A 24,928-nucleotide genomic window follows, 5' to 3' on the forward strand; every position below is an offset into this window, starting at 1 on the left:
GAGGACCGGGGTCAGGAGACCGGGGTCAGGAGACCGGGGTCAGGTGCAGGATCAGGTACTCGTAGGCCTGGCTGTTGGGCGACGGGTTGATGTAGGGGTTGTCGGAGGTCGGCCAGCCGGTGAAGTTGGCGGAGCTGTACTCGTACCAGGCGGCGCCGTAGAGCACCGGCACGGCCGGGACGTCGTCGGAGAAGATCTGCTGCAACGTGTCCAGCGCGGTCTTCTGCGCGTCCGGCGTGGTGGCGTTCTGGTACGCGGCGATCGCGGTGCTGGCCTTCGCGCTGGTGTAGCGGCCGAAGTCACCGGCCGCGGTCTTGCCGACATCGGCCGTGGTGCTCGGGTCCAGGATGAACTGCAGCCGCTGGAAGGCGGTGACGCCCTGACCCCAGTGCAGGGCGGCGTCGTACTTCCCGGTGGTGATCGCGGCGTTCCAGGTGTCGTAGGTGAACGCGCCGTTGTCGTTGATGTCGAAGCCCTGCGCGTTCAGGCCCTTGACCATCGCCTGGGCGTCGCACCAGTAGTCGCTGAAGGAGTTGGGGTCGATGATGGTGAACTTGATCGTCTTGCCGTTCTTGGTCCACTTCCCGCCGACCTTGGCGTAGCCGTCGGCGGTGAGCAGCGAGGTGACCTTGGCCGTGTCGGCGTTGGCCTTGAGGTCGTTGGTCGTCGCCGAGGAGACCGAGGCCTGGTCCGGGCCGGTGGCGATCAGGCCGCCGGAGGAGGTGGCCGGGTTCTCGTAGTTGGTCTCGCACTGGGCGGCCAGCGACTGCCGGTCCACCGCGGCGCTGATCGCCTTGCGGACGGCCACGTCGGCCAGGGCCGGGGCGGTGCTGCTCTTCTGGTTGAGCAGCAGCGAGACCGTGTTCCCGGCCGGGAAGTACGGCGCGGTGTTCTGGAACAGGTGGTTGTTGGCCGGGTCCTTGGCGACGAAGACGGTCTGCACGTTGTTGATGTCGTTGCCGGCCAAGTCGATCTGGCCGGAGGCCAGGGCGATGGTCGCGGCGTCGTTGGTGGCGTAGGCCGGGAAGGAGATCTCCTGGACCTTGGGCGCACCGCCCCAGTAGCTGGGGTTGGCCTTGAAGGTGACGTTCTGCGAGCTGAACTTGTCCACCAGGTAGGGGCCGGTGCCGATGGCCTGTGCCGAGGTGATCTGCGCGGTGGCCGGGTTGCTGATGCTGGACCACAGGTGCTGCGGCACGATGACCTGGTTGCCGATGGCGACGAAGTTCGACGCCTGCGGCGTGGAGAAGTTCATCACCAGGGTGTTCGGGTCGGGCGTGGTCATGCTGGTGGTGGCGGGCACGCCGCCGGTGTTGGCGGCCGCGGTCTTCTGCAGCAGCTCGAAGGTGAACTTCACGTCGGCCGAGCTGAAGGCCTGGCCGTCGCTCCACTTGACTCCGGACTGGAGCTGGATGGTGAGCGTCTTGTTGCCGTTGGACCAGGCGTAGCTCTTGCCGAGCCACGGGATCGGCGCCTGGTCGGACTTGAGGCTGTTGAACATGAACAGCGGCTCGTAGGTCAGCGAGACGGCGTTCTCGTTGGCGCCGAAGGCGTTGCCGTCGAACGGGTTGAAGTCCTCGTCGAAGGAGGGGACCGGCTTGTCCTCGATGACCAGGGTCTTGGCCTTGGACGAGCCCGAGCTGCCGGAAGCGCTGCTGCTGCTCCCGCTATTGGACGTGGCGCCGGAGCTGGTGCAGGCGGTGAGGCCCAGGCCCACGACGGCCACCAGGGCCAGGCCCTTGATGGTGGTGTTGCGACTCATTGCGTACGCTCCTTGTGTCCGGCCGACGAGGTATCGGCCAGTGGTGAGCGGCCATGACGGTCTCCGTCATGGCGTGACGGGTCTTGATTGGGTGGTTCCGAACGAGATCGCGTGCCTTGCTGCTGTTGCCTGGTGCTGCGCTGCGGGCGGTTGCCCCGGACGAGTTGCACCTCGTCCGGGAGCGGGCCCGACGGCGCCGGGGCGGAAGGCGGGCCCCGGCGCCGGCCGGGTCTGGCTGGGTCTCCCATGTCGTCGACTCCTCGTTGAGTACGGACTGTGGTGAAGCTGTGCGGTGAACCGCGTCCTCAGAGATCTGCGCCGGTGCCGGCCGCAGTCGGGGGATCCGCAGGAGCCGTGTGTTCGGCGCTGTGCAGCCAGCAGGCGGCCACCTGGTCGGTGGCGACCGGCAGCGGTGGCGGCGCGGCCTCCTTGCAGATCGCCATCGCGAAGGGGCAGCGCGGGTGGAACCGGCAGCCGCTCGGCGGGTTCACCAGGCTCGGCGGGGCGCCGCGGCCGCGCAGCACCGGCGGCTCGGTCCGGGCCGGGTCGGGTGCGGCGCTCAGCAGCAGCTGGGTGTAGGGGTGGGCCGGCGCGTCGGTGATCTGGGTGGCCGGACCGGACTCGACGACCTGCCCGGCGTACATCACCAGTGCGGTGTCGGCCAGGTAGCGGGCCGAGGCGATGTCATGGGTGACGTAGAGGATGGCCAGCCGCTCGCGTTCGCGCAGCTCGTCCAGCAGGTTGAGGACGCCGAGCCGGATCGACACGTCCAGCATGGAGACGGGCTCGTCGGCCAGCAGCACCCGGGGTTCGACGGCGAGGCCGCGGGCGATGGCGACGCGCTGCCGCTGGCCGCCGGAGAGCTCGTGCGGGTACTTGTCGATGAAGCGCTCGGACGGGCTGAGCGAGACGCGTTCCAGCAACTCCCGCGCCTTGGTGTCCAGATCGTCCCGGCCGGCCCGCTTGTGCAGCTTCAGCGGCCGCTCCAGGTGATAGCGGACGCTGTGCACGGCGTTGAGCGAGGAGAACGGGTCCTGCAGCACCAGGTGCACCAGCCGGGTGTACTCCCGGCGGGCCTTGGCGCTGCTGCCCACCGGCACGCCGTCCAGCAGCAGTTCGCCGGAGGTCGGCGCGATCAGCTGGGTGAGCAGCCGGGCCAGGGTGGACTTCCCGGAGCCGGATTCGCCGACCACGGCGGTGACCGTGGCCTCGGGCAGGGCCAGCGAGATGTCCTCGACGGCGTGCACGACCTGGCGGGTCCGGGACGGTCCGATCTGGTGCACCGGGAAGTGCTTGGTGAGGTGCCGGGCCTCCAGGGCGGGGATGCCGGGGCGCTTCGGCCCGTGGACGACGGTGGTCCCGTCGCTGAGGGTGGGCGTCACTGGTCGCTCCCATGGGTGTCGTCGGTGGCGGGGGACCCGTTGCCGGTCGCCTCGCGGTGCAGCGGCGCCGGCGGCTCCTGGAGTCCGTCCTGCAGCCAGCAGGCGGCGACCCGGTCCTCACCGCCGGTACGGACCGGATCGGACACCGGCCGCACCAGCTGCGGGGTCTCGGTGCGGCAGCGGTCCATGGCGTAGGGGCAGCGCGGATGGAAGGCGCAGCCGCCGGGAAGGGCGGTGAGCGAGGGGGGTGAGCCGGGGATGCCCTCCATCCTGACCCGGTCGCCGTGCAGCGCCGGGAAGGAGTTGAGCAGGCCCAGGCTGTAGGGGTGCCGCGGGGCGTGGAACAGCTCGTCCGCGCCGGCGCGTTCGACGATCCGCCCCGCGTACATGATGGCGATGGAGTCCGCCAGCTCGATCAGCAGCGACAGGTCGTGGGTGATGAAGATGATGGCGAAGCCCAGCCGCTCCCGGAGCTGCATCAGCTCCTCCAGGATCTCCCGCTGGGTGACCACGTCCAGGGCCGTGGTCGGCTCGTCCATGATCACCAGCTGTGGCTCCAGGGCCAGCGCCATCGCGATCATCACGCGCTGCCGCATCCCGCCGGAGAGCTCGTGCGGGTAGCTGCGGAGCCGGTCGGCGCTGATGCCGACCATGCGCAGCAGCTCCACCGCCCGCTCCCGGCGCTCGGTCGGGCTCATCTGCCTGCGGTGCGCCTTGAGCACATCGGTGAGCTGGGCGTCGATCCTGGCGACCGGGTTGAGCGCGTGCATGGCGCTCTGGAACACCACGGCCAGCTGCGACCAGCGGATCTCCCGGAGCTTGGCCATGTCGGCGCCGAGCAGGTCGACGATCTCGGTACCGGCCGACACCACCTCGTTGGGTGCGGCGCCGAACGCCGAGGACTGCGGCCTGTTGTGGAACAGCACCTCGCCGCCGCTGATCACGCCGGGAGCGCGCAGCAGCCGGGTCAGCCCGTAGGCCAGCGTGGACTTGCCGGAACCGCTCTCGCCGGCCAGGCCGAGCACCTCGCCCCGGCGCAGGGTCAGCGTGGCGTCGGTGACGGCGCGGACCGCTCCGGCGCCGACGCCGTAGTCGATGCAGAGGTCGCGGACCTCGAGGACGGTGTCGGCCGTCGCGGCACGCGGTGCCGGGACTGCGGTGGGCGCGCTCACTTGGACTTTCCTTCCGAGGCGGCGGCGACGGGGGTGGGCAGGTCGGCCGAGCCGGCGGTGGCGCGGTGACTGCGCGGCGGGCTGCCGTTCCCGGCCGTGCGCAGCACCGGGGTCAGCCCGAGGGTGTACCTGACGCCCTTGCGGTTGTCACGGGCCGACCGCAGCCGGGGGTTGATGATCTCGTCGATGCCGAAGTTGAGCAGTGCCAGGGCGATGCCGACCAGCGCGACGCAGAGCGCCGGCGGGACGTACCACCACCAGTAGCCGCCGAGCATGGCGCTGTCCTGCTGGGCGGTGTTGAGCATGGTGCCCCAGGTGGACGTGGCCGGGCTGATGACGCCCAGCCAGGACAGCGAGACATAGGTCCCGATGCCGTAGATCACCGTGAAGATGAACGAGGAGGCCAGGATCGGCAGCAGGTTCGGCAGGATCTCGAAGACGATGATCCTGGGCTTGCGCTCGCCGATCACCCGGGCCGACTCCACGTAGTCCTGGTTGCGCAGGGCCAGGGTCTGCGCCCTGAGCACCCGGGCCCCCCAGGCCCAGGCGGTGAGCGCGATGACCGCGCCGATCAGCAGCGGGTTGTCGGTGTCGGCCGGCGGCAGCGGGGTCATCACCACCATCAGGATCAGCAGCCCGGGCAGGGCCAGGAAGATGTTCGACAGGATGGAGAGGACCTCGTCCACCCAGCCGCCCACGTATCCGGCGGTGACCCCGATCAGCACCGAGAGGCAGGTGGCGATCAGGCCGGCCACGAAGGCGATCAGCAGGGTGTCCCGACCGCCGGCCAGGACCTGCGAGAAGATGTCGTGCTGCTGCTGGTCGGTGCCGAGCAGGAACTTCCCGGACGGCGGCAGCGGGGTGCTGCTGGTGGAGTTGGCCTGCCAGTCGGGGGAGTGCGGTGCGACCATCGGCCCGAAGATCGCGACCAGTGCGAAGAAGATCAGGATCACGGCGCCGACGAGGACCTTGGGCGTCAGCGGTATTCGGGAGCCGCGGCGGAGCCGGGCCGGCTTCACGGCGGGGGTGGTGCCCGGGGTGGCCGGACCGGTGGTCTCGGTGGGAACAGCCATCGGTCAGGCCTCCTTGCGGGCGCGCGGGTCGAGGATCACATAGGCGATGTCCGCCAGGAGGTTGGCGCCGAGCACGGTGAAGGTGACCACCAGCAGGATGCCCTGCATCAGCGGGTAGTCGGCGTCGAGGACGGCCAGGTAGACCTGGTAGCCGATGCCCGGGTAGGAGAAGACGATCTCGGTGACGATCGAGCCGGTGACCACCAGGCTGATCGACAGGGCGAAGTTGGAGATGGTCGGCAGGATCGCGTTGCGGGCCGCGACCGCGATCACCTTCCACCGGGGCAGGCCCTTGGCCGCCGCCACCAGGACGTAGTCCTCGTCCATGGTCGTGATCATCATATTGCGCATGCCGATGATCCAGCCTGCGATGGAGGCCAGCGCGACGGTCGCGGCCGGCAGCACCCCGTGCTCCACCACGCTGGTGACGAACGGTCCGTTCCAACCCTGCGTCAGATTGGAGTTGCGGCCGGTGTCGTAGCCGTTGGCGTAGGGGAAGAGCTTCCAGTAGAAGCCCCCGGTGATCAGCAGCAGCGAGGCCAGGATGAAGTAGGGGACTGCCTGGAAGAAGGTCGCCGCCGGCAGCAGCGCGTCCAGCAGGCCGCTGCGGCGCCAGCCGACGACGATCCCCAGCAGGGTTCCGATCACGAAGGCCACGATGGTGGCCGAACCGACCAGGCCGATGGTCCAGGGCAGGTCCTTGCTCAGGATCTGGGTGACGGCCACGGACTTGGACGTGGAGTGCCCCAGGTCGCCCTGGAACAGGTGGCCCAGGTACGTCATGTACTGCGAGAAGGTGCTCTGCTTGCTGTTCAGCCCGTACTGGTCGGCCAGGGCCTGCAGTTGCTGCGGGGTGATGGTGGTGGTCTGCATCTTCGCGAGCAGCGCCTGCAGGGCGTTGCCCGGGAGCATCCGGGGCAGGAAGAAGTTCAGCGTGACGGCTGCGAACGCGGCCAGCACGTAGAAGCCGAGTCGGCGCAGGATGGTGGTCATCGTCGGCTCCTCTCAGGAGATCTGGCGCCACACGGCGGGGCGGGAGTCGGGTGGGCAGCCGCAGCTCTCGCGGCGGATCAGACGGGTCGGCAGGACGAAATCCTGTACGGCGTCGCTGTCTTGGGGGGCATCAGCAGAGATCATGCTGTGGAGGACCTCGAAGGCTTTGGCGCCGATCTCCTGGATGGGCTGGCGCACGGTGGTCAGCTGGGGGCGGAGGTGTCGGGCGAAGGGCAGGTCGTCGAAGCCGGTCACGGCGACGTCCCCGGGGACGTCGAGACCGTGCTCGGCGAGGGCGTAGATGACGCCCAGCGCGGTCTGGTCGTTGGCGCAGGCGATGGCACGCGGCAGGGTCGCACCCAGGGCGATCAGCCCCCGGACGATCTGCACCCCGCTGCCGGCCGAGTAGTCGCCCTGCCAGGCGGGGCCGGTCAGGCACTCGCCTCCCAGCGCGTGGACCTCGGAGGCGAAGGAGCGGCCGCGGACGATGTTGTCCGGGCTGTCGGCGTGGCCGGCGATGTAGGCCAGCCGGCGGTAGCCGTGGTCCTGCACCAGGTGGCGTGCCATCTCCCGCATGCTGGTGGCGCTGTCGCCGCGGACGTTGGCCACCGGGCCGCCCTCGGCACCGGCCAGGGTGACCACCGGCACGGTGCGGGCGATGCTCGCGATCCCGGCGGGGGAGAGCACCTGGTCGTGCAGGATCAGGCCGTCGCACTTGCCGGCGATGGTCATGATCCGGTTGGGAAGCGTGTGTTCGTCGATGTTGACTGAACTCACCAGGAGGTCGTATCCGCGACGCTGCGCCACGATCTCGATACCCCGGTTGATCTGGTCGCCGAACAGCAGGCTCTCGGACTCGTCCTCGAACATGCCGCCGTCGTCGGTGCCGTACACCCGGCGGAAGACCACTCCCACCACCTGCTTCAGCCGGCTGCTGAGGGCCCGCGCGGCTCCGTCCGGGACGAAGCCCAGCTCGCTGATGGCCTTGAGCACCCGGTCGCGGGTGGCCGGACGCGGATTGTCCCGTCCGTTGAGGACCCGGGACACGGACGCGATGGAGACCCCGGCACGGCGGGCGACATCGTAGATCGTCGGCGTCGCGCCGGAGGTGGGTCGTGCGTCCATCGGAGGCTGTCCTCTGGTTCCTGGGAGTGTGTCCGGAGACTGGCGTAAGCGCTTACTGGAAATGTTCTGGGTTGACCGTAGGACGGGGGTGCAGTCGCCGCAAGAGTGGATGTCGCTGCCGTTACGCTGATGTGACTTTTCTTCAGGAAGTGTGGCCTGCATTGCTCCTGTGTGTTCACCAAATGAACAGACAGGGGGAATGGGCGGCGGCTCAAGAAGCTCGTTCGGATGCCGATGATACTGGTCTGACCTGGAAGTATCGTTGATTTGCGGGCTTTGTGACGGCATTTCGAACGATCGCTGCGGATTGAAGCTGTGAAGTTTCGGGCCGACACTCGCTGCCTAGTCGGCGGACCGGACCCGGCGTCGGGCCCGGCCGTGCACGAAGCGTGGCAGCCGTGTGCTGATGCGTCTGGAAGCGCTTACTGGAACGATCAGCCGACCTGTCGCAGGCAGGGCCTCAGTGGCCGCGCGGCAGACCCCGGTGCTTGTACACGGCGATGCCGGTGAGCACGAGTCCCAGGATGATCGGGACGACCCCGGGCGTGCCGTCACCGGGGTCGGCGGCGTTCTCACTGGCCGGCGGACGCGGCCGGGCCGCACGCGCGGGCGCACGCGCGGGCGCGGGCCGGGCGGCGGCGGTCGCGGTTGCGGCAGGGCGGCCGGTGGGCGCGGTGTCGGCCAGTGCCGTGCCGGCCAGAGCGGGGCCGGAGGCCGCGGACAGCCCGCCGGCCCAGCAGAGCAGCAGCGCAGCGGCAGCGGCGCGGCGGCGCAGCGGTGTTCGCGGTCCGCGGGAGAGCTGCATGGTCGGTTGACTCCCCGGGAAGGCTGCGACGGACGGGAGCGGCGCCGCTGCCGGCGGGTCCCACCGGTGCAACGACCGTCCATAGCAGGCGGTTACGACTTCCCGCAGGTGAAAGGCGGTTCGCCGGGGCAGGACGGCGTCGTGGGCGGCACCGACCCTCAACGGTGCCGCCCACGCATCCCGGTCGGGGTCAGGGTTCCGATCGGGAGATCGCGCCGCGCCGGATCGTCTCCCCGTACCAGTGCGCACTGGCCTTGGGGATCCGGCGCTGGGTGGAGTAGTCGACGTACACCGCGCCGAAGCGCTTGCCGTAGCCGTACGCCCACTCGAAGTTGTCCATCAGCGACCACAGGAAGTAGCCGCGCACGTCGGCGCCGTCCCGGATGGCCGCGTGGATCGCGGCCAGATGGCCGTGGACGTAGGCGATCCGCTCCGGATCGCGGACCTCGCCCTCGGGGCTGATGTAGTCGTCGAAGGCGGCGCCGTTCTCGGTGACCATCAGCGGCAGGTCGGGGTGGCTCCGGGCCACCCCGGTCAGCAGGTCGTAGAGGCCGGACGGGTCGATGCTCCAGTTCATCGCGGTGAGCCGGCCCGGGGGCTGGTGGAAGACCACGTTCTCGGAGCCGGGCCAGGGCGAGAAGTCGCTGCTGCCGTGGCCGTCGTTGCGTGCGGCCTCGCCGGCCGCACCCTGGTCCCCGCCCGCGGAGACCACGGTCGGGTTGTAGTAGTTCACCCCGAGCAGGTCGATCGGCGCGGAGATGGCGGCGAGGTCGCCGGGTCGCACCAGTTCGTCCCAGTCCACCAGGTTCGCGGTGTCCTGGCGCAGGTCGGCCGGGTAGGCGCCGTCCAGGATCGGGCCCAGGAAGACCCGGTTGCCCACGGCGTCGATCCGCCTGGCCGCGTCCAGGTCGCGGTCGCTGCCGGTGAGCGGGCGGACGGCGTGCAGGTTGAGGGTGATCGAGAGCTGCGGGTCCGCAGCGGCGGGGAGGGCGGAGCGCAGCGCGGCGACGGCCCGGCCGTGGGCCAGGTTGAGGTGGTGCGCGGCGCGCAGCGCGTCGGTGGGATCGGTGCGCCCCGGGGCGTGCACCCCCGAGCCGTAGCCCAGGTAGGCGGTGCACCAGGGCTCGTTGAGGGTGGTCCAGTAGCGGACCCGGTCGCCGAGGGCGTCGCCGAGCAGGGCCGCGTACTCGCCGAAGCGCTCGGCGGTGTCGCGGGCCGGCCAGCCGCCGGCGTCCTCCAACTCCTGGGGCAGGTCCCAGTGGTAGAGGGTGGCGACCGGGGTGATCCCGGCGGCGAGCAGTTCGTCGGTCAGCCTGCGGTAGAAGTCCAGGCCGCGTTCGACCGCCGGGCCGCGTCCGGTGGGCTGCACCCGGGACCAGGACACCGAGAAGCGGTAGGAGTTCAGGCCCAGCCGGCTCATCAGGGCGACGTCGTCGCGGTAGCGGTGGTAGTGGTCGGCGGCGATGTCACCGGTGTCGCCGTTGCGGACCCGTCCGGGGGTGTGGCTGTAGGTGTCCCAGATGGAAGGGGTCCGGCCGTCCTCGGCCGCCGCTCCCTCGATCTGGTAGGCGGCGGTCGCGGCGCCCCACAGGAATCCGCTCGGAAAGTGGAGTAGTCCGTCGTCTGCGCCGACCGGCCCGGTTCGGGGCGGGGCGGCGGGGAGGGGGTGGACTGCGGTCATACGGGAGCGCTCCCAGGGGTAGGTGCGGTTCGCGAGGGCGGGTACCAGGCGCTGTCGTACGCTGCCGGGGCCTCGGCGGCGCCGGAGCGCAACTGCGGTCCAGTTGCGGGCGAGGATGCAGGCGCGGGCGCCCATGCGGGAGGTGCCTCCAGGCTGGTGCAACAGTCTGGGAGCGCTCCCATTGCTCTGTCGACATGGTCGTGCTTGGATGATGGAGTGTCAAGCAGTTGGGACGAAGGCCGCTGCGCGACCGGGACGTGGGCTTCCGCAACCGTCCCTTCCTGTCGAAATGCACGCGCCGGCCACGGGATTCCATGCGGGCTCAGGGACTAGTGTGCGACGCGAGCAGAGCGGAACGGAGGACGCACCATGACCCACGTCGGCGAGAGGCCCGCGCGCCGGGGATCGGCCAGGCCCACCCTGGAGGCCGTCGCACAGCTGGCCGGCGTCGGCCGGGGCACGGTGTCCCGCGTGGTGAACGGTGCCCCCGGGGTGAGCGACCAGGCCCGTGCCGTCGTGGAGCGCGCCATCGCCGAGCTCGGCTACGTACCCAACCGGGCCGCCCGGACCCTGGTGACCAGCCGCACCGACGCGATCGCGCTGGTCATCCCGGAGACCGAGACCCGGCTGGCCTCCGAACCCTTCTTCGCCGAGATCATCCGCGGGGTCGCCAGCGAACTCTCGGACACCGAGATGCAGTTGCTGCTCATCCTGGTCCGCACCGCGCAGGAGCGCGACCGGCTCGCCGCCTACCTCAGCGGCCACCGGGTGGACGGGGTGCTGATGGTCTCGGTGCACTCCGAGGACCCGCTGGTGGACCTGCTCGAACGCACCGGCCTGCCGGCCGTCCTCGGCGGCCGCCGCTCCGAGCTGGAGTCGCTGAGCTACGTCAACCCGGACAACTTCGGCGGCGCCTGGGCCGCGGTGCGCCACCTGGCCGGGCTCGGCCGCACCAGGATCGCCACCATCACCGGGCCGCCGGACATGGAGGGCGCGCGCAGCCGTCTGGACGGCTACCGGCGCGCCCTGGAGGAGGCCGGCCTGCCGGAGGACGAGGCCCTGCTCGGACGGGGCGACTTCAGCGAGGAGTCCGGGGTCCGGGCCATGCACGAGCTGCTGGAGCGCCGGCCGGACCTGGACGCGGTCTTCGGCGCCTCCGACCTGATGGCCGCCGGAGCCATGCGGGTGCTGCGCCAGTCCGGCCGGCGCATCCCAGAGGACGTGGCGGTGGTCGGCTTCGACGACTCGCCGGTGGCCCGGCACACCGACCCGGCGATGACCACCGTGCGCCAGCCCAGCGAGGAGATGGGCCGGGCCATGGCCCGGCTACTGCTGGAGGAGATCGCGGCCCCGAGCAGGACGCACCGGCAGATCATCCTCACCACCGAACTGGTGCGCCGCGAGTCGGCCTGAGGCCCGGCCGCCGCACTGCCTCGGTCGGCCTGTTCCGACCGGGACGACCGGCGAGTAGCGTGGAAAGGGGCCCTCGGTGAGCGCCTTCCTCTTGTCGACGTGGGGTGACCGCGATGATCGTGGTGGATGTACTGCTCGGTGTACTGGGGGCGGGGGCGTTGTGGCTGGCCACCGGTGTGCGGGTGGTCCAGCAGGTCGAACGGGGAGTGGTCTTCCGCTTCGGCCGGGTCCGCCGGGCGGTCCGGCAGCCCGGCGTCACCCTGCTGGTGCCGATCGCCGACCGGCTGCGCAAGGTCAATGTCCAGATCATCACCATGCCGGTGCCGGCCCAGGAGGGGATCACCCGGGACAACGTCACGGTCCGGGTCGACGCGGTGGTCTACTTCAAGGTCGAGGACCCGATCCTGGCCACCGTGAACGTGCAGAACTACACCTTCGCCATGTCCCAGGTGGCGCAGACCTCGCTGCGCTCGATCATCGGCAAGAGCGAACTGGACGATCTGCTCACCAACCGCGAGCCGCTGAACCAGGGACTGGAACTGATGATCGACAGCCCGGCCGCGGGCTGGGGCATCCACATCGACCGGGTGGAGATCAAGGACGTCGCCCTGCCCGAGTCGATGAAGCGCTCGATGTCGCGGCAGGCCGAGGCGGAACGTGAGCGCCGGGCGCGCATCATCACCGCGGACGGCGAGTTCCAGGCCTCCCGCAAGCTGTCGGACGCGGCCGCGATCATGAGCAGCACCCCCGCGGCGCTGCAACTGCGGCTGCTGCAGACGGTGGTGGAGGTTGCGGCGGAGAAGAACTCCACGCTGGTGCTGCCCTTCCCGGTGGAGCTGCTCCGCTTCCTGGACGGTGCGACCCCGGACTCGTCCAAGTCCCCGCCGCTGGTCTCCGAGGCCGCGAAGGCGGCGGCCGCTGCCGCGGCGGCCCTGATCAAGCAGGATCTGACGGACGAGCTGAACGGGACGGTGCCCCCGGTGCCGGAGATCCCGGAGGCCGCGGTGGCGGATCTGGAGCTGGAGAGCGGCGAGCCGTTCGGCAGCGGCGAGCCGTTGACCGGTGGCGAGCCGCAGAAGCAGCAGTCGGAGGAGAACTGACGACCCGTACGCGAAAAAGCTGCGGCCCCTGACCTCGTCCGAGGTCAGGGGCCGCAGCCCATGGGGTGAGTGACGGGACTTGAACCCGCGACACCCGGGATCACAACCCGGTGCTCTGCCAGCTGAGCTACACCCACCATCCGCCAGCCGCTTGTCGCGCTGACGGAGATAACTCTACAGGATCGGACCGAGTGCTCACGACCGCCTTTCGGCGTGGCCGCGGCCCCGGTTCGGTCGGCGTCTCGGCAGGTCAGGCCGGGGGTAGCTGGTAGCGGGCGGCGATGGCCCGGGCCGCGTCGGTGTCCGGGCCCGGCTGCGGGACGAAGACGGCCTCGCGGTAGAACTTCAGCTCCGCGATGCTCTCCCTGATGTCCGCCAGGGCCCGGTGGTTGCCCTGCTTCTTGGGGCTGTTGTAGTAGGTCCGCGGGTACCAGCGCCGGGCCAGCTCCTTGATCGAGGAGACGTCGACGATCCGGTAGTGCAGGTGGCCCTCCAGCGCGGGCATGTCCCGGGCGAGGAAGCCCCGGTCGGTCGCGACCGAGTTGCCGCAGAGCGGGGCCTTGCCCGCCTCCGGGACGTGCTCCCGCACATAGGCCAGCACCTGGGCCTCGGCCTCGGCGAGGGTGACCCCGTGCTCCAACTCCTCCAGCAGGCCGGAGGCGGTGTGCATGGCGCGCACCACGTCGGGCATGTTGGCGACCGCCTCGGCCGGGGGACGGACGACGATGTCGACCCCCTCACCTAGGACGGTGAGCTCGGAGTCGGTGACCAGGGCGGCGACCTCGACCAGTGCGTCGGTCTCGAGGCTGAGCCCTGTCATCTCGCAGTCGATCCAGACCATGCGATCGTTCACGTGCCTTCACCGTCCTGGTGGGAGTGCGCCTGTGCCAGGACCGGGCGGCCCCGCAGGGTCGATCATCTGTCGGATCGCGCCCAAAGCAAACCCGGCGCGGCCCTCAGGGGTCGGTTCCCGATCCGAGAGGGCCGCGGGTCAGTCCGCGGACCGCTGCTGCGCCGGCACCCTGGCCGGATCCGCCGGGCCGGCGTCGGCACGTCCGCCGTCGGGACGTCCGGCATTGGCACGTCCAGCGTCAGGACGTCCGCCGTCGGGGCGTCCGCGTGCGGGCAGCACTCCGGGCGACGCGGTCGCGGGCCCGGCGGAGGCGCTGCGGTGGGTACCGTCGCCCGGTTCGGGGGCGGCCGACTCGCGGCGCCCCCGCGCGCCCGCCTCCGTTCGGCCGTCCTCCGTCGCGGCGTGGTCGGTCGGGTCCGGGCGTCCGCCCCGTGGCCGCGCGCCGACCCGACCGGTACGCGACGTCCGGGCCTGGGCCGGGACCCGGCCCTGGTCGGCGCGGGCGTCCGGGGCCGCCGGGTTCGGGCCCTGCGGTCCGGGCTGGGGAGCGGGCATGGTCGTGCCGCCCTCCTCCGCGGTGAACGGCGGCAGGCCGCCGAGGCCGCCCAGTCCGACGGCCGCCACCGAGGGCGCGGTGGCGCCGTCGGCGGCACCGGGCTGCGGGCGGCGGGCCCGGAACGCGGTCCGGTAGACGGCCGGGGACATCCCCAACTGCCGCCGGAAGTGACCGCGCAGCGCCACCGGCGAGCGGAAGCCGCAGCGCCGGGCCACCTCGTCCACGGACGCCTCGGTGGTCTCCAGCAGCCGCTGCGCCTGCAGCACGCGCTGCGAGATCAGCCACTGCAGTGGGGCGCTCCCCGTGAGGGAGCGGAACCGGCGGTCGAAGGTGCGCCGGCTCATGTAGGCGCGGGCGGCCAGGGCCTCGACGTCGAACTGCTTGGAGAGGTTGTCCAGGGCCCAGGTCACGACCTCGGCGAGCGGGTCGTTGCCGATTTCCTCAGGTAAAGACCGGTCGATGTACTGGGCCTGTCCTCCGGAACGACGGGCCGGGACGACGAGTCGGCGGGCCAGCGCGGCGGCCGCCTCGGCGCCGTGGTCGGTCCGCACCACGTGCAGGCAGAGGTCGATCCCGGCGGCGGTACCGGCGCTGGTGAGCACGTCGCCGTCGTCGATGAACAGTTCCCTGGGGTCGACCTGGACCTGCGGGTAGCGCTTGGCGAGGGTGGGCGCGTACATCCAGTGGGTGGTGGCGGGCCGTCCGTCGAGCAGTCCGGCTGCGGCGAGGACGAAGGCGCCGGTGCACAGGCCGATGATCCGGGCGCCCTCCTGGTGGGCCTTGCGCAGGGCTGCGAGCGCCTCCGGCGGCGGGAGTTGGGCGGCGGAGCGCCAGGCGGGCACGACCACGGTGCCGGCCCTGGCGAGGGACTCCAGGCCGTGCGGCGCGGTCATGGTCAGCCCGCCGGTGGTGGCCAGCGGACCCTCCTCGCCGGCGCAGACCAGCAGCCGGTAGCGGGGGACGCCGGCGTCCTGGCGATCGACGCCGAAGACCGAGAGCGGGATGGAGCTCTCGAAGATCGGGGCACCGCTGAACAGCAGCACCGCGACGATCTCGGGGCGGCGCCGACCGGAGAGCTTGCGGGCCGCGCCGGCCGGGGCCGGAGCCGCCGGCTCTCCGCTGCCGCCGCCCGGCGGGGCTGTTTCGACGCCCGGGCCCGGGGCGCTGCCGCGGGCATGGGGGGAGACCGAGCCGTCCGCTGACGCGGCGTTCCTGCTGACCCTGCTCAAGGCGCTCCGGCCCCCCTCGGTCGTGTGTCTGCCCGACGTGGCTGGTGAGTCGTGCGGAGTCCCCGGTCGACCTCCGGGGCTGCCGTCCGCACGGTCCACGCCTGCGACGTCATGGTTGTCCGGTCCTGTGCTGCACTTCGCGGCCCCCCGCTCTTGCCAAGATCGAATCTACTGGGTCCAGGGTTGCTGGTGCGACAAGTTCACCATCCGACGCTATGTCGATAAGGCAATTTGGCGTGAAGCATTCGATCACCGAGAGTGGCATCCACCGGCGCCCCGGGGAAGAGGGCGTGTCAGGCACTGGCCAGTTGTCGCACGGGTGCCCGCCCGCCCTGGGAGATTCCGCTGCTCAGCCGGTGCGTCTGGGCTGCGGCGAAGCGCAATCAGGATGGGGCGTCCTGAAGTTGACCGAAAAACAGCCATCGGGAGCACGAGAGGGTGCACGGAGGTGCGTGGGGCGCGCATGGGGCGCATGGATCGGCGTCAGCGGCGCCCCATGCGCGGTGAAACCGCCGAACCGGCCGAACCGGAAGGCCAACGGCCCGGCCACGGTGCTGATCCGGGATGATCCGGATCGCCGGAGCGGCGGATAGCATCGGCCGATGGAGCCTCGCAGTCGCCTCGAACTGGCCAATGACAACGCGGCCGGGCAGTGGCTGGCACTCGCCGGCGTCGAGGGCTGGGAGACCCGCAGCGGGACCGGCTGGGCCGCGGTCCGCTGCGGGGACGGTACCGGCAACGCGCACCAGGTCCAACTCACCCGGGCGCCGGCGGACGCCGCGGAGTTGACCGGGCAGTTGGTCGCGCTGTTCCGCGAGTGGGACACCCGTTGGCTCTCCCTGGTCGACCCCTACGGTGCGGTCGACCTCTCGCGCTTCGGCTGCGAGCGGACCCTGCCGACGCCGGTGATGGTCCGTGACCCCGGGCCGGTGCCGTCGCGTCCGGGGGGACGGCGCGCAGCGGCCGGCGGGGCGGTGGGGCCGACGGCGGTCGAGGAAGTGGCCGTCGCGGCAGTGGTGGTCGGGCCGGAGGCGGGCGGGGCGGCAGTGGTCGGGGCGGTGGAGGTCGTGGAGGCCGCCACGGAGGGCGAACTCGCCGATGTGGAGCGGGTGGTGGTCGAGGGCTTCCCGGTCGCCCCGAGGCTGCCCTGGCGGCGCGGAGCGACCTTCCCCGCGGGCTGGGACGTCCTGGCCGGGCGCCGCTCCTGGCTGGCACGGCTCCGGGGTGAACCGGTCGGCGCCTGCGTCTCCTGGGACGACGGCGCCTCGGTGGGTGTGTACTGGGTGGCGGTCCTGCCCGAGCACCGCTCCCGTGGGATCGCCAGGGAACTGATGGCGGCGGTGCTGCGGGCCCACCCGGACCGTCCGGCCGTGCTCAGCGCCACGCTGCTGGGCGAGCCGCTCTACCGCCGACTGGGCTTCGTCGAGCAAGGGGTGGCCACCTGGTGGCGGTACCCGGGGACGGGAATGGGCGCCCCCGGGCCGACCGCCGCACCCTGAACCGCCGCGCACCGACCGGAGACCGGGCCCGGAAGCCGGGCCCGGGGACCCGGCCCGGGAACCCGGCCCGCGGACACGCCTCAGGGTGCCGAGCGTGATCCCGGAAGGGCCCCGGGAAGAACTCCCGGAACTGCCCGGGGCAGCACCCCGGGCCCTACGGGCCCACCGGACCCCGGCCCGGAGCGGTTCCCGGGGCGGGATCCGGACCGCCAGGAGTAGCCGCGGGGATAGCGCCCCCGGTCGGTCCGGTGCAGGTCCTCCTCGGCCAGCACCAGGGCCACCGCCTCGGGCAGGTTCCGCGCGGTGAGGGTGGGGCGGTAGCCGGTCTCGCCCCAGGAGCGGCCGTGGTCGATCCAGACGCTGCGCATGCCGGACACCGCGGCCCCGGCGATATCGGCCGGGGCGTGGTCGCCGACCATCCAGGCGGAGGCCGTCCAGTCGGCCGCGGTGTCCATCCCGCAGCGCTCGGCGGCCAGATGGAAGATGCGGGGGTCGGGTTTGGCGCAGCCCGCCTCCTCGGAGACGGTGCAGCCGTCCACGAGTTCGTCCAGCCCGGTCCGCCGGATCTTGGCCCACTGCTGTTCGGTGGCCCCGTTGGAGACGATCCCGAGGACCCATCCCTCCGTCCGGGCCAGGCGCAGCGCCTCCAGGTGGTCGGCCGGGCAGGCGATCAGTTCGGTGACAGTGGTCCGGTAGTCCTCCAACAGGTCGTCGATCGGTTCGGAGAGGCCGTAGCGGTCGACCGCCGCCCTGATGAGCACGGCACGGTCGAGATAGCCACCGCAGTCCAGGGTGGTGAACCAGCGGAGATCACCCGGCGGCAGCGCCCGCTCCGAGAGGAAGCGCATGGCCCAGCCCTGGAATGCCTGGTTCCGGTTGACCAGGGTGTTGTCGAGGTCGAAGAGCAGCAGGGGTGACATGGGCGGCATCGTCTCAATCCTTTGGCATATGCACGAGGCATATGGGCTGGACTGACCGAAAAGCGGCCTGCGCACCCATGAGTCCAGGACACCGTGCGACCGGACCCGAGCGGAAGGGCCGTGCAGAAGTCAACCGATGTGCGTGGAAGGAACCCGGTATGTGCAGATCAGATAAGCAACAGCTCAGAACCCTGCAGACACCGTTGCACAAGCGCGGCTCCTCAGGCATGCTCCATGCACGCCCAGGGCGCAGCGCGGACGTGCTGAAGCGCTGCGGCGGCGCGAACGCCTCCGCGTGCGCGTCCGCCGTTAGCGGTAACCGCACGATCCATGCGCTCCGTATCTGGGCGCGGACAGATTGTCGCCGTACCCTGGAGGGAAGAGGTCACGCAAGCCGTCACCCGGCCTAATCCGATCAGGATCGGGCGCACCGTGATGGTTTCCCCGGTCCCACAGTCCCTGGGTGTGACCACGCACCACACCCCGTATCCCACCTCGCCGAAACGACCATCGTCATGGCCGGTTACGACCTTCCAGAGCCCAGTGAAGGCAACCCGGCGGCGCGCCCCGCGGGGCCGGCGCCGCAGCAACCCAGGCTGCCCTGGCCCAAGTCGAAGTCGTCGAAGTCCGAGCCATCGAAGAGCCCGGCGCCGAATTCCCTGCCCCCGCCCGCGTCCCCGACGGGATCCACATCCTCCATGCCCAGTTTCGAATTGCAGTCGCAGACTGTCCGCCCCTGCGATCCGGCGTTCCTGCACGGAGTCGTCGTCGGCTTCGACGGCTCCGTCTCCAGCGAGCGTGCCCTGGCCTACGCCGTCGGCATGGCCCGGCGTTCCCGGGTCGGCCTGGTGATCGTGCATGTGGCCAACCGGCTTCCCGCCACGGTGTGGGCGGGCTGTGAACCCCCTGTCTTCGTCGACGTCCCGGACCACCGCACCGAGGTGCTCGGCCTGGAACTCGCCTGCTCGGACTTCCTGGGTGACGTCCCCTGGGTGCTGGTGGAGCGCGGCGGGGACATCTGCCACGAACTGGAGGAGGTCGCGCGGGAGTACGCCGCGGACGCCATCGTGGTCGGTGGCACCCACGGCTTCCTGGGCAGGCTCTTCGGCTCGGTGGCCGGCCGGCTGGCGCGTCGTGCCAACCGACCGGTCGTGGTCATCCCCTGAACTCGTCCTCCTGAACTCGTCCTCCGAGCTTCAGGGGCGGCTGTCCTCCATGCCCAACTCGCGGGCGATGAGCATGCGCTGGACCTCGGAGGTGCCCTCGCCGATCTCCAGGATCTTGCTGTCGCGCCAGAAGCGGGCGACCGGGTACTCGTTCATGAAGCCGTAGCCGCCGTGGATCTGGGTGGCCTCACGGGCGTTGGTGACCGCGGCTTCGGAGGAGTGCAGCTTGGCGATCGCGGCCTCCTTCTTGAAGCGCTCGCCGGACAGCAGCCGGGAGGCCGCGTGGTACCAGGCCAGCCGGGAGGTGTGGGCGCGCATCTCCATGTCGGCGATCTTGAACTGGATGGCCTGGTTGGCACCGATGGGCTTGCCGAAGGCCCGCCGCTGAGCGGCATAGCTGAGTGATTCGTCGACACAGCCCTGGGCCAGGCCGGTGGCCAGGGCGGCGATGGCGATACGGCCCTCGTCGAGGATGCGGAGGAACTGCGCGTAGCCGCGGCCTGCCTCCCCGAGCAGGTTGGCGGCCGGTACGCGACAGTCGGCGAAGGACAATTCCCTGGTGTCCGAGGCGTTCCAGCCGACCTTTGAGTACTTCTTGGAAGCCGAGAACCCCGGGGTCCCGGTGGGCACGATGATGGTGGAGATCTCGCGCCGGGTCGAGCCGTCGGGGTTCTTTTCGCTCGAAAGGGTGAGGGCGGCGACGGTGACCAGACCGGTGATCTCGGTGCCGGCGTTGGTGATGAAGCACTTGGAGCCGTTGATGACCCACTCGTCGGTGTCCGCGTCGTAGCGCGCGGTGGTGCGGGTGGCCCCGGCGTCCGAACCGCCCTCCGGCTCGGTCAGCCCGAATGCCCCGAGCAGTTCGCCCGAGCAGAGCCGGGGCAGCCAGGTGCGCTTCTGCTCCTCGGTGCCGTAGCGGTGGATCGGCATGGCGCCCAGCGAGACTGCGGCCTCCAGGGTGATCGCCACCGACGAGTCCACCCTGGCCAGTTCCTCCAGGACCAGGCAGAGCGCCAGGTAGTCGCCGCCCATGCCGCCGTACTCCTCCGGGAAGGGCAGCCCGAACAGGCCCATCCGCCCCATCTCGGCGACGATCTCGTAGGGGAACTCGTCGTGCTCGTAGTACTCGCCGATCTTCGGTGCGACGACGTCGTGGGCGAACTCGGCGACGGTCCGCCGCAGTTCCTCGTGCTCGGGGGCGAGGCGGTGGTCGAGCATCGTGGTCTCCTGAGGGTGTGGAGAAGGTGGGACGGGCCCGCGGGATGTGCGGGTCAGCCGGTGAGCGCGCGGACGGCGCGGGAGGGGCTGGGACGGCCGAGTTCCCCGGCCAGCCAGGCGCTGGTCGCGGCCAGCGCGTCGAGGTCGACACCGGTCTCGATGCCGAGTCCGTGCAGCATCCAGACCAGGTCCTCGGTGGCCAGGTTGCCGGTGGCGCTCTTGGCGTAGGGGCAGCCGCCCAGCCCTCCGGCCGAGGCGTCGACGGTGCGGACCCCGCCCTGCAGCGCGGCCAGGGTGTTGGCCAGGGCCTGCCCGTAGGTGTCGTGGAAGTGCACGGCCAGCCGTTCGGGACCGACGCCCCGGTCGGCGAACGCCGCCAGCAGTGCCGCCACCTGGCCCGGCGTGCCGGTGCCGATGGTGTCGCCGAGGCTCAGTTCGGTGCTGCCGAGCTCCAGCAGCGCGCAGCCCACCGAGACCACCTGGTCGATCGGCACCGAGCCCTCCCAGGGGTCGCCGAAGGCCATCGACACATAGCTGCGGACCGGGACCCCGGCCTCCGTCGCGCGCCGCACCACCGGGGCGAACATCTCCAGCGACTCCGCGACGCCGCGGTTGAGGTTGCGTCGGGCGAAGCTCTCGGTGGCGCTGGCGAAGACCGCGATGTCGCCGACGCCGTTGGCCAGTGCGCGGTCCAGGCCGCGCTCGTTGGGCACCAGCACCGGCAGCCGCAGCCCCGGATACTTCGCCGGCAGCTCCGCCAGCTGCGGGAACAGCTCCTCGGCGTCGGCCAGTTGGGGCACCCACTTCGGGTGCACAAAGCTGGCCACCTCGATGGTGCGCAGCCCGGCGGCGGCCAGCCTGGCGATGAACTCGGCCTTGACGGCGACCGGCAGGGTGGCCTTCTCGTTCTGCAGGCCGTCGCGCGGGCCGACCTCGTGGATCCGCACGCTCGCGGGCAGTCCGCCCAGCGGCACCCGGTCGGGCAGTCCCAGCTGAGTGACGGTGGGTTCGGCGGGTTCCGGCTGCGTGGTCGTCGGCTCCGGGCTGGTCATCGCACATCCTCCTCGATCGCGGGGCTCCCGGAAGGAGCGTCCCCGGCCGGCGTGATGGCGGCGAGCAGCTCGTCCATGGCGACCGTGCCGCCCGCGGCGACCCGCAGCTGTTCGACCGTGCCGTCGTAGGGGGCGGTGATGACGTGCTCCATCTTCATCGCCTCCAGGATCATCAACGGCTGACCCTTGGTCACCCTGTCGCCCACGGCGGCCTTGACGACGGTGACGGTGCCGGGCATGGGCGCGTTCAGGGCGGCGCCGGCGCCGCCCGCGCCACCCAGGGCCAGCTGCTCCAGCGGGTCGTGCGGACGTACGGCCCAACTGTCGCCGTCCTTGGCCAGCCAGTGGGTGCCGGGGCCGGCGCCGTGCCGGTCGACGGCGTGGGTGAAGCCGCGGGTGACCCCGTCGACGGTGAGCAGCAGCCGGTCGCCGTCCTGGACGGCGCGTGCGGAGAACGCGGCCCGCTCCGGCAGCCGGACCTCGAAGCCGCCCGGCCCGCCGGGGGCCTCCGCGCCGCCGGGGACGGGTCGGACCAGGACGGTCACCGGTTCGGCGCCGACGATCCGCAGGTGGTGCGGCGTCCAGGCGGGCCGGCCGCCGGTGCGCCAGCCGGACGGGCGGGCGAACGGGTCGACCCAGCCGTCCTGGCCCGGCGCCGGCTCCAGCGCCTCCTGCCGGGCCAGCGCGGCGGCCACCAGCACCTCGGACTCGGGCCCGAGAGCCCCCGCGCCGGGCTCCGCCTCGGCCCCGCTACCGGGCTCCGCGCCGGGATTGTCGGTGGCCGCTGCTACGGTCAGTTCCGGGTGGCGCTCGACCAGGCCGGTGTCGAGGCGACCCGCGACCACATCCGGATGCGTGAGGAGCCGGCGCAGATAGCCGGCGTTGGTGGTGACCCCCAGCACGCAGGTCTCGGCGAGGGCGGCGCGCAGCCTTCGCAGGGCGGTGGCGCGGTCGGGGCCGTGGACGATGATTTTGGACAGCATGGGGTCGTAGCTGCTGCTGACGGTGGTCCCCTCGGCGAGACCGGAGTCGACCCGGACGCCCTCGCCCTCGGGCTCCCGCAGCAGCAGCACCCGGCCGCCGGTGGGCAGGAAGCCCCGGGCAGGGTCCTCCGCGCAGATCCGCGCCTCCACGGCATGGCCCTGGAAGGCCACGGACCCCTGCGTGAAGGCGAGCGGTTCGCCCGCGGCGACGCGGAGCTGCTGCTCGACCAGGTCGATCCGGGCGCCGTCGACGGTGACGGCGAGTTCGGTGACCGGGTGCTCCACCTGGAGCCGGGTGTTCATCTCCATGAAGAAGTAGGAGGAGGGATCGTCCCCGGGGACGATGAACTCCACGGTGCCCGCGCCGGCGTAGTCACAGGCCCGGGCCGCCCGTACGGCGGCCTCGCCCATGGCCGCGCGCAGTTCGGGCGTGAGCAGGACGGAGGGGGATTCCTCGATCAGTTTCTGATGCCGCCGCTGCAGGCTGCACTCGCGTTCACCGAGGTGGACGGTGTTCCCGTGGGTGTCGGCCAGCAGTTGGATCTCGATGTGCCGGGGCCGGTCGATCCAGCGCTCCACCAGGAGGGTGTCGTCGCCGAAGGAGGTGCGGGCCTCGCGGCGGGCGGCGGCGATCTCCTCGGCGAGCGCCGCGTCCTCCCGGACCAGCCGCATGCCCTTGCCGCCGCCGCCGGCCGAGGGCTTGAGCAGGACCGGGAGGCCGATCGACCGGGCCGCGGCCAGCAGTTCGCCGTCGTCCAGGGCGTCGCCCTCGCTGCCGGGGACCACCGGTACCCCGGCGGCCTGGACCGCCGCCTTGGCGTGGATCTTGTCACCCATCAGCGAGATGGAGGAGGGAGAGGGGCCGATGAAGACCAGCCCGGCCTCGGCGCAGGCCCGGGCGAAGCCGGCGTTCTCGGCGAGAAAGCCGTAGCCGGGGTGCACCGCCTGGGCACCGGTGCGCCGGGCCGCGGCGAGGATGCGCTCGACATGGAGGTAGCTCTCGGCCGCCGAGGCGCTGTCGGCCGGGCCGAGCAGCACCGCGGTGTCCGCGGCGCGGACGTGCGGCGCGTCGGCGTCCGCGCCGCTGTGCACCGCGACCGAGCGCACGCCGAGACGCCGCAGGGTACGGATGACGCGGACCGCGATCTCGCCGCGGTTGGCGACCAGCACACTGTCGAACATGGGGATGATCCTCCGTCAGATGCTGTCGGTCACATGCGAAAGACGCCGTAGGGGCGGGGCTCCGGCAGCGGGGCGTTGGCGCAGGCGCTGAGGGCCAGGCCGAGCACGGTCCTGGTGTCCAGTGGGTCGATGATGCCGTCGTCCCAGAGCCGGGCGGTGGCGTAGTAGGCGTTGCCCTGCTGCTCGTACTGGTCCCGGACCGGGCGGCGGAACTCCTCCTCGGCCTCGGCCGACCACTCCTCGCCGCGCAGCTCCAGCTGGTCCCGCCGGACCGTGGCGAGCACCGAGGCGGCCTGTTCGCCGCCCATCACCGAGATCTTGGCCCCCGGCCACATCCACAGGAAGCGGGGTGAGTAGGCCCGGCCGCACATCGAGTAGTTGCCGGCGCCGTAGGAGCCGCCGACCACCACCGTCAGTTTGGGCACCCTGGTCCCGGCCACAGCGGTGACCATCTTGGCGCCGTGCTTGGCGATGCCGCCGGCCTCGTACTGCCGGCCGACCATGAAGCCGGAGATGTTCTGCAGGAAGACCAGCGGGATGCCGCGCTGGTCGCACAGCTCGATGAAGTGGGCGCCCTTCAGCGCCGACTCGGCGAACAGGATGCCGTTGTTGGCGACGATGCCGACCGGGTGGCCGTGCAGCCGGGCGAATCCGGTGACCAGGGTGGGCCCGTACTCGGCCTTGAACTCGGCGAAGCGGCTGCCGTCGACCAGCCGGGCGATCACCTCGCGGACGTCGTAGGGGGTGCGCGGGTCGGCGGGCACCGCACCGTACAGTCCGCCCGGGTCGACGGCCGGCTCCTCGACCGGAAGCACCGGCCAGGGGCGCGGTGCGCGCGGGCCCAGGCCGGCGATCATGGTGCGGAGCATCGCCAGGGCGTGGGTGTCGTTCTCGGCCAGTTGGTCGGTCACGCCCGAGGTCCGGGCGTGCAGTTCGCCGCCGCCCAGCTCCTCCGCGGTGACCACCTCGCCGGTGGCGGCCTTCACCAGCGGGGGGCCGCCGAGGAAGATGGTGCCCTGGTTGCGGACGATCACGGCCTGGTCGCTCATGGCCGGGACGTAGGCGCCGCCCGCGGTGCAGGAGCCCAGTACCGCGGCGAGCTGGGGGATGCCGGCGGCGGACAGCCGGGCCTGGTTGTAGAAGATCCGGCCGAAGTGGTCCCGGTCTGGGAAGACCTCGTCCTGCATCGGCAGGAAGGCGCCGCCGGAGTCCACCAGGTAGACGCAGGGGAGCCGGTTGTCCTGGGCGACCTCCTGGGCGCGCAGGTGCTTCTTCACCGTCATGGGGTAGTAGGTGCCGCCTTTGACCGTGGCGTCGTTGGCGACCACCACCACCTCCCGGCTGGCCACCCGCCCCACACCGGTGATCAGCCCGGCGGCGGGGGCGTCGCCGCCGTAGAGGCCGTCGGCGGCCAGCGGCGAGAGCTCCAGGAACGGCGATCCGGGGTCGAGCAGGGTGTCCACGCGGTCACGCGGCAGCAGCTTGCCCCGTGCGGTGTGGCGGTCCCTGGCCCGGGCGCCGCCGCCCTGGGCGGCGCCGGCGATCCGGGTCCGCAGCTCGGCGACCAGCGCCTGCTGGGCCTCGGAGTTGGCCCGGAACGTCTCGGACGCCGGGTCCACGGCGGTGCCGAGGACCGGCGCCGGGGCAGCGGCACCCGGCACGGTCGCCGCTGCGGTCGCGGGTGTCATGGCCACGAGCTCCTTTGCTCACCGGCGCATGTTAACGACTGTTAACAGCACTGGCCAGGTTAACGACCTCTAACCC

18 protein-coding genes, 1 tRNA gene and 1 pseudogene are annotated in these 24,928 nt (G+C 71.6%); 4 read left to right on the forward strand and 16 right to left on the reverse strand.

Annotation, left to right across the window (positions count from 1 at the left end; genetic code table 11):
• Window positions 1–25: 25 nt before the first annotated feature.
• From IF29_RS0105295 to IF29_RS0105330, 8 genes are all read right to left on the reverse strand, one after another.
• Window positions 26–1,762 (reverse strand): ABC transporter substrate-binding protein, encoded by a 1,737-nt coding sequence (locus tag IF29_RS0105295; RefSeq protein WP_030250244.1) that lies wholly within the window; start codon window positions 1,760–1,762, stop codon window positions 26–28.
• Between the two features lie 305 nt (window positions 1,763–2,067).
• Entirely contained in the window at window positions 2,068–3,087 is a 1,020-nt protein-coding gene (locus IF29_RS0105300; protein WP_051725002.1) for an ABC transporter ATP-binding protein, read from the reverse strand.
• A 53-nt stretch (window positions 3,088–3,140) separates the two neighbouring features.
• Window positions 3,141–4,316, reverse strand: a complete 1,176-nt coding sequence (locus tag IF29_RS0105305) for an ABC transporter ATP-binding protein (RefSeq protein WP_063757433.1) — start codon at window positions 4,314–4,316, stop codon at window positions 3,141–3,143.
• On the reverse strand, window positions 4,313–5,389 hold the full coding sequence (locus IF29_RS0105310) for an ABC transporter permease (RefSeq protein WP_051724916.1): 1,077 nt from the start codon (window positions 5,387–5,389) through the stop codon (window positions 4,313–4,315). Before IF29_RS0105310 ends, IF29_RS0105305 begins: the two co-directional genes overlap by 4 nt.
• A 3-nt stretch (window positions 5,390–5,392) precedes the next feature.
• Window positions 5,393–6,382, reverse strand: a complete 990-nt coding sequence (locus IF29_RS0105315) for an ABC transporter permease (protein WP_030250257.1) — start codon at window positions 6,380–6,382, stop codon at window positions 5,393–5,395.
• A 12-nt stretch (window positions 6,383–6,394) separates the two neighbouring features.
• Window positions 6,395–7,507, reverse strand: coding sequence for a LacI family DNA-binding transcriptional regulator (locus tag IF29_RS0105320; protein WP_051724917.1), 1,113 nt, complete (start codon window positions 7,505–7,507; stop codon window positions 6,395–6,397).
• A gap of 460 nt (window positions 7,508–7,967) precedes the next feature.
• Window positions 7,968–8,312 (reverse strand): hypothetical protein, encoded by a 345-nt coding sequence (locus tag IF29_RS0105325; protein ID WP_030250262.1) that lies wholly within the window; start codon window positions 8,310–8,312, stop codon window positions 7,968–7,970.
• 190 nt (window positions 8,313–8,502) lie between these two features.
• Window positions 8,503–9,993 carry a GH1 family beta-glucosidase gene (locus tag IF29_RS0105330; RefSeq protein ID WP_030250264.1) on the reverse strand — a complete coding sequence of 497 codons (1,491 nt, stop codon included), beginning with the start codon at window positions 9,991–9,993 and terminating at the stop codon, window positions 8,503–8,505.
• 369 nt (window positions 9,994–10,362) lie between these two features.
• Here IF29_RS0105330 and IF29_RS0105335 point away from each other — a divergent pair, with 369 nt between their 5' ends.
• Together IF29_RS0105335 and IF29_RS0105340 are read left to right on the forward strand one after the other, a co-directional pair.
• Window positions 10,363–11,406: a LacI family DNA-binding transcriptional regulator gene (locus IF29_RS0105335; RefSeq protein WP_030250266.1), complete on the forward strand. Its 1,044-nt coding sequence runs from the start codon at window positions 10,363–10,365 to the stop codon at window positions 11,404–11,406.
• 113 nt (window positions 11,407–11,519) lie between these two features.
• Window positions 11,520–12,506, forward strand: a complete 987-nt coding sequence (locus tag IF29_RS0105340) for a slipin family protein (protein ID WP_084713584.1) — start codon at window positions 11,520–11,522, stop codon at window positions 12,504–12,506.
• A gap of 61 nt (window positions 12,507–12,567) precedes the next feature.
• On the opposite strand, the gene IF29_RS0105345 is transcribed toward IF29_RS0105340, so the two are convergent.
• From IF29_RS0105345 to IF29_RS44705, 3 genes and pseudogenes are all read right to left on the reverse strand, one after another.
• A tRNA-His gene (locus IF29_RS0105345) sits at window positions 12,568–12,643 on the reverse strand.
• 113 nt (window positions 12,644–12,756) lie between these two features.
• Window positions 12,757–13,359 carry an oligoribonuclease gene (gene orn, locus IF29_RS0105350; RefSeq protein WP_037594411.1) on the reverse strand — a complete coding sequence of 201 codons (603 nt, stop codon included), beginning with the start codon at window positions 13,357–13,359 and terminating at the stop codon, window positions 12,757–12,759.
• A 472-nt stretch (window positions 13,360–13,831) separates the two neighbouring features.
• Window positions 13,832–15,036, reverse strand: a pseudogene (locus tag IF29_RS44705) (GlxA family transcriptional regulator); the annotation flags it as partial.
• 710 nt (window positions 15,037–15,746) lie between these two features.
• Here IF29_RS44705 and IF29_RS0105360 point away from each other — a divergent pair.
• Window positions 15,747–16,643, forward strand: coding sequence for a GNAT family N-acetyltransferase (locus tag IF29_RS0105360; RefSeq protein WP_030250275.1), 897 nt, complete (start codon window positions 15,747–15,749; stop codon window positions 16,641–16,643).
• An 80-nt stretch (window positions 16,644–16,723) separates the two neighbouring features.
• On the opposite strand, the gene IF29_RS0105365 is transcribed toward IF29_RS0105360, so the two are convergent.
• On the reverse strand, window positions 16,724–17,563 hold the full coding sequence (locus tag IF29_RS0105365; RefSeq protein WP_198037305.1) for an HAD family hydrolase: 840 nt from the start codon (window positions 17,561–17,563) through the stop codon (window positions 16,724–16,726).
• 698 nt (window positions 17,564–18,261) lie between these two features.
• Between IF29_RS0105365 and IF29_RS0105370 the strand changes: the two genes are divergently transcribed.
• Complete coding sequence (locus tag IF29_RS0105370) at window positions 18,262–18,729, forward strand: universal stress protein (protein ID WP_051724919.1); 468 nt, start codon at window positions 18,262–18,264, stop codon at window positions 18,727–18,729.
• 30 nt (window positions 18,730–18,759) lie between these two features.
• Here the strand turns inward: IF29_RS0105370 and IF29_RS0105375 are convergent, their stop codons facing one another.
• Genes IF29_RS0105375 through IF29_RS0105390 form a run of 4 tightly spaced genes read right to left on the reverse strand, consistent with a single transcriptional unit; the run spans window position 18,760 to window position 24,852 of the window.
• Window positions 18,760–19,947, reverse strand: a complete 1,188-nt coding sequence (locus IF29_RS0105375; RefSeq protein WP_030250283.1) for an acyl-CoA dehydrogenase family protein — start codon at window positions 19,945–19,947, stop codon at window positions 18,760–18,762.
• Window positions 19,948–20,000: 53 nt separating this feature from the next.
• On the reverse strand, window positions 20,001–20,999 hold the full coding sequence (locus IF29_RS0105380) for a hydroxymethylglutaryl-CoA lyase (RefSeq protein WP_084713588.1): 999 nt from the start codon (window positions 20,997–20,999) through the stop codon (window positions 20,001–20,003).
• Window positions 20,996–23,164 (reverse strand): acetyl/propionyl/methylcrotonyl-CoA carboxylase subunit alpha, encoded by a 2,169-nt coding sequence (locus IF29_RS0105385; protein ID WP_030250290.1) that lies wholly within the window; start codon window positions 23,162–23,164, stop codon window positions 20,996–20,998. Before IF29_RS0105385 ends, IF29_RS0105380 begins: the two co-directional genes overlap by 4 nt.
• A gap of 29 nt (window positions 23,165–23,193) precedes the next feature.
• Window positions 23,194–24,852 carry a carboxyl transferase domain-containing protein gene (locus IF29_RS0105390; protein ID WP_051724920.1) on the reverse strand — a complete coding sequence of 553 codons (1,659 nt, stop codon included), beginning with the start codon at window positions 24,850–24,852 and terminating at the stop codon, window positions 23,194–23,196.
• Between the last annotated feature and the right edge of the window lie 76 nt (window positions 24,853–24,928).

This window comes from Streptacidiphilus jeojiense, assembly GCF_000719095.1.
Taxonomy (GTDB): Bacteria; Actinomycetota; Actinomycetes; order Streptomycetales; family Streptomycetaceae; genus Streptacidiphilus; species Streptacidiphilus jeojiensis.

What these genes read in the sequence shown, in the direction of transcription:
- IF29_RS0105295 (WP_030250244.1), bottom strand. Translation starts at nt 1,762, where the DNA reads ATGAGTCGCAACACCACCATCAAGGGCCTGGCCCTGGTGGCCGTCGTG.
- IF29_RS0105370 (WP_051724919.1), top strand. Translation starts at nt 18,262, where the DNA reads ATGCCCAGTTTCGAATTGCAGTCGCAGACTGTCCGCCCCTGCGATCCG.
- IF29_RS0105390 (WP_051724920.1), bottom strand. Translation starts at nt 24,852, where the DNA reads ATGACACCCGCGACCGCAGCGGCGACCGTGCCGGGTGCCGCTGCCCCG.
- IF29_RS0105375 (WP_030250283.1), bottom strand. Translation starts at nt 19,947, where the DNA reads ATGCTCGACCACCGCCTCGCCCCCGAGCACGAGGAACTGCGGCGGACC.
- IF29_RS0105320 (WP_051724917.1), bottom strand. Translation starts at nt 7,507, where the DNA reads ATGGACGCACGACCCACCTCCGGCGCGACGCCGACGATCTACGATGTC.
- IF29_RS0105330 (WP_030250264.1), bottom strand. Translation starts at nt 9,993, where the DNA reads ATGACCGCAGTCCACCCCCTCCCCGCCGCCCCGCCCCGAACCGGGCCG.
- IF29_RS0105335 (WP_030250266.1), top strand. Translation starts at nt 10,363, where the DNA reads ATGACCCACGTCGGCGAGAGGCCCGCGCGCCGGGGATCGGCCAGGCCC.
- IF29_RS0105310 (WP_051724916.1), bottom strand. Translation starts at nt 5,389, where the DNA reads ATGGCTGTTCCCACCGAGACCACCGGTCCGGCCACCCCGGGCACCACC.
- IF29_RS0105315 (WP_030250257.1), bottom strand. Translation starts at nt 6,382, where the DNA reads ATGACCACCATCCTGCGCCGACTCGGCTTCTACGTGCTGGCCGCGTTC.
- IF29_RS0105340 (WP_084713584.1), top strand. Translation starts at nt 11,520, where the DNA reads ATGATCGTGGTGGATGTACTGCTCGGTGTACTGGGGGCGGGGGCGTTG.
- IF29_RS0105365 (WP_198037305.1), bottom strand. Translation starts at nt 17,563, where the DNA reads ATGTCACCCCTGCTGCTCTTCGACCTCGACAACACCCTGGTCAACCGG.
- IF29_RS0105385 (WP_030250290.1), bottom strand. Translation starts at nt 23,164, where the DNA reads ATGTTCGACAGTGTGCTGGTCGCCAACCGCGGCGAGATCGCGGTCCGC.
- IF29_RS0105325 (WP_030250262.1), bottom strand. Translation starts at nt 8,312, where the DNA reads ATGCAGCTCTCCCGCGGACCGCGAACACCGCTGCGCCGCCGCGCCGCT.
- IF29_RS0105360 (WP_030250275.1), top strand. Translation starts at nt 15,747, where the DNA reads ATGGAGCCTCGCAGTCGCCTCGAACTGGCCAATGACAACGCGGCCGGG.
- IF29_RS0105380 (WP_084713588.1), bottom strand. Translation starts at nt 20,999, where the DNA reads ATGACCAGCCCGGAGCCGACGACCACGCAGCCGGAACCCGCCGAACCC.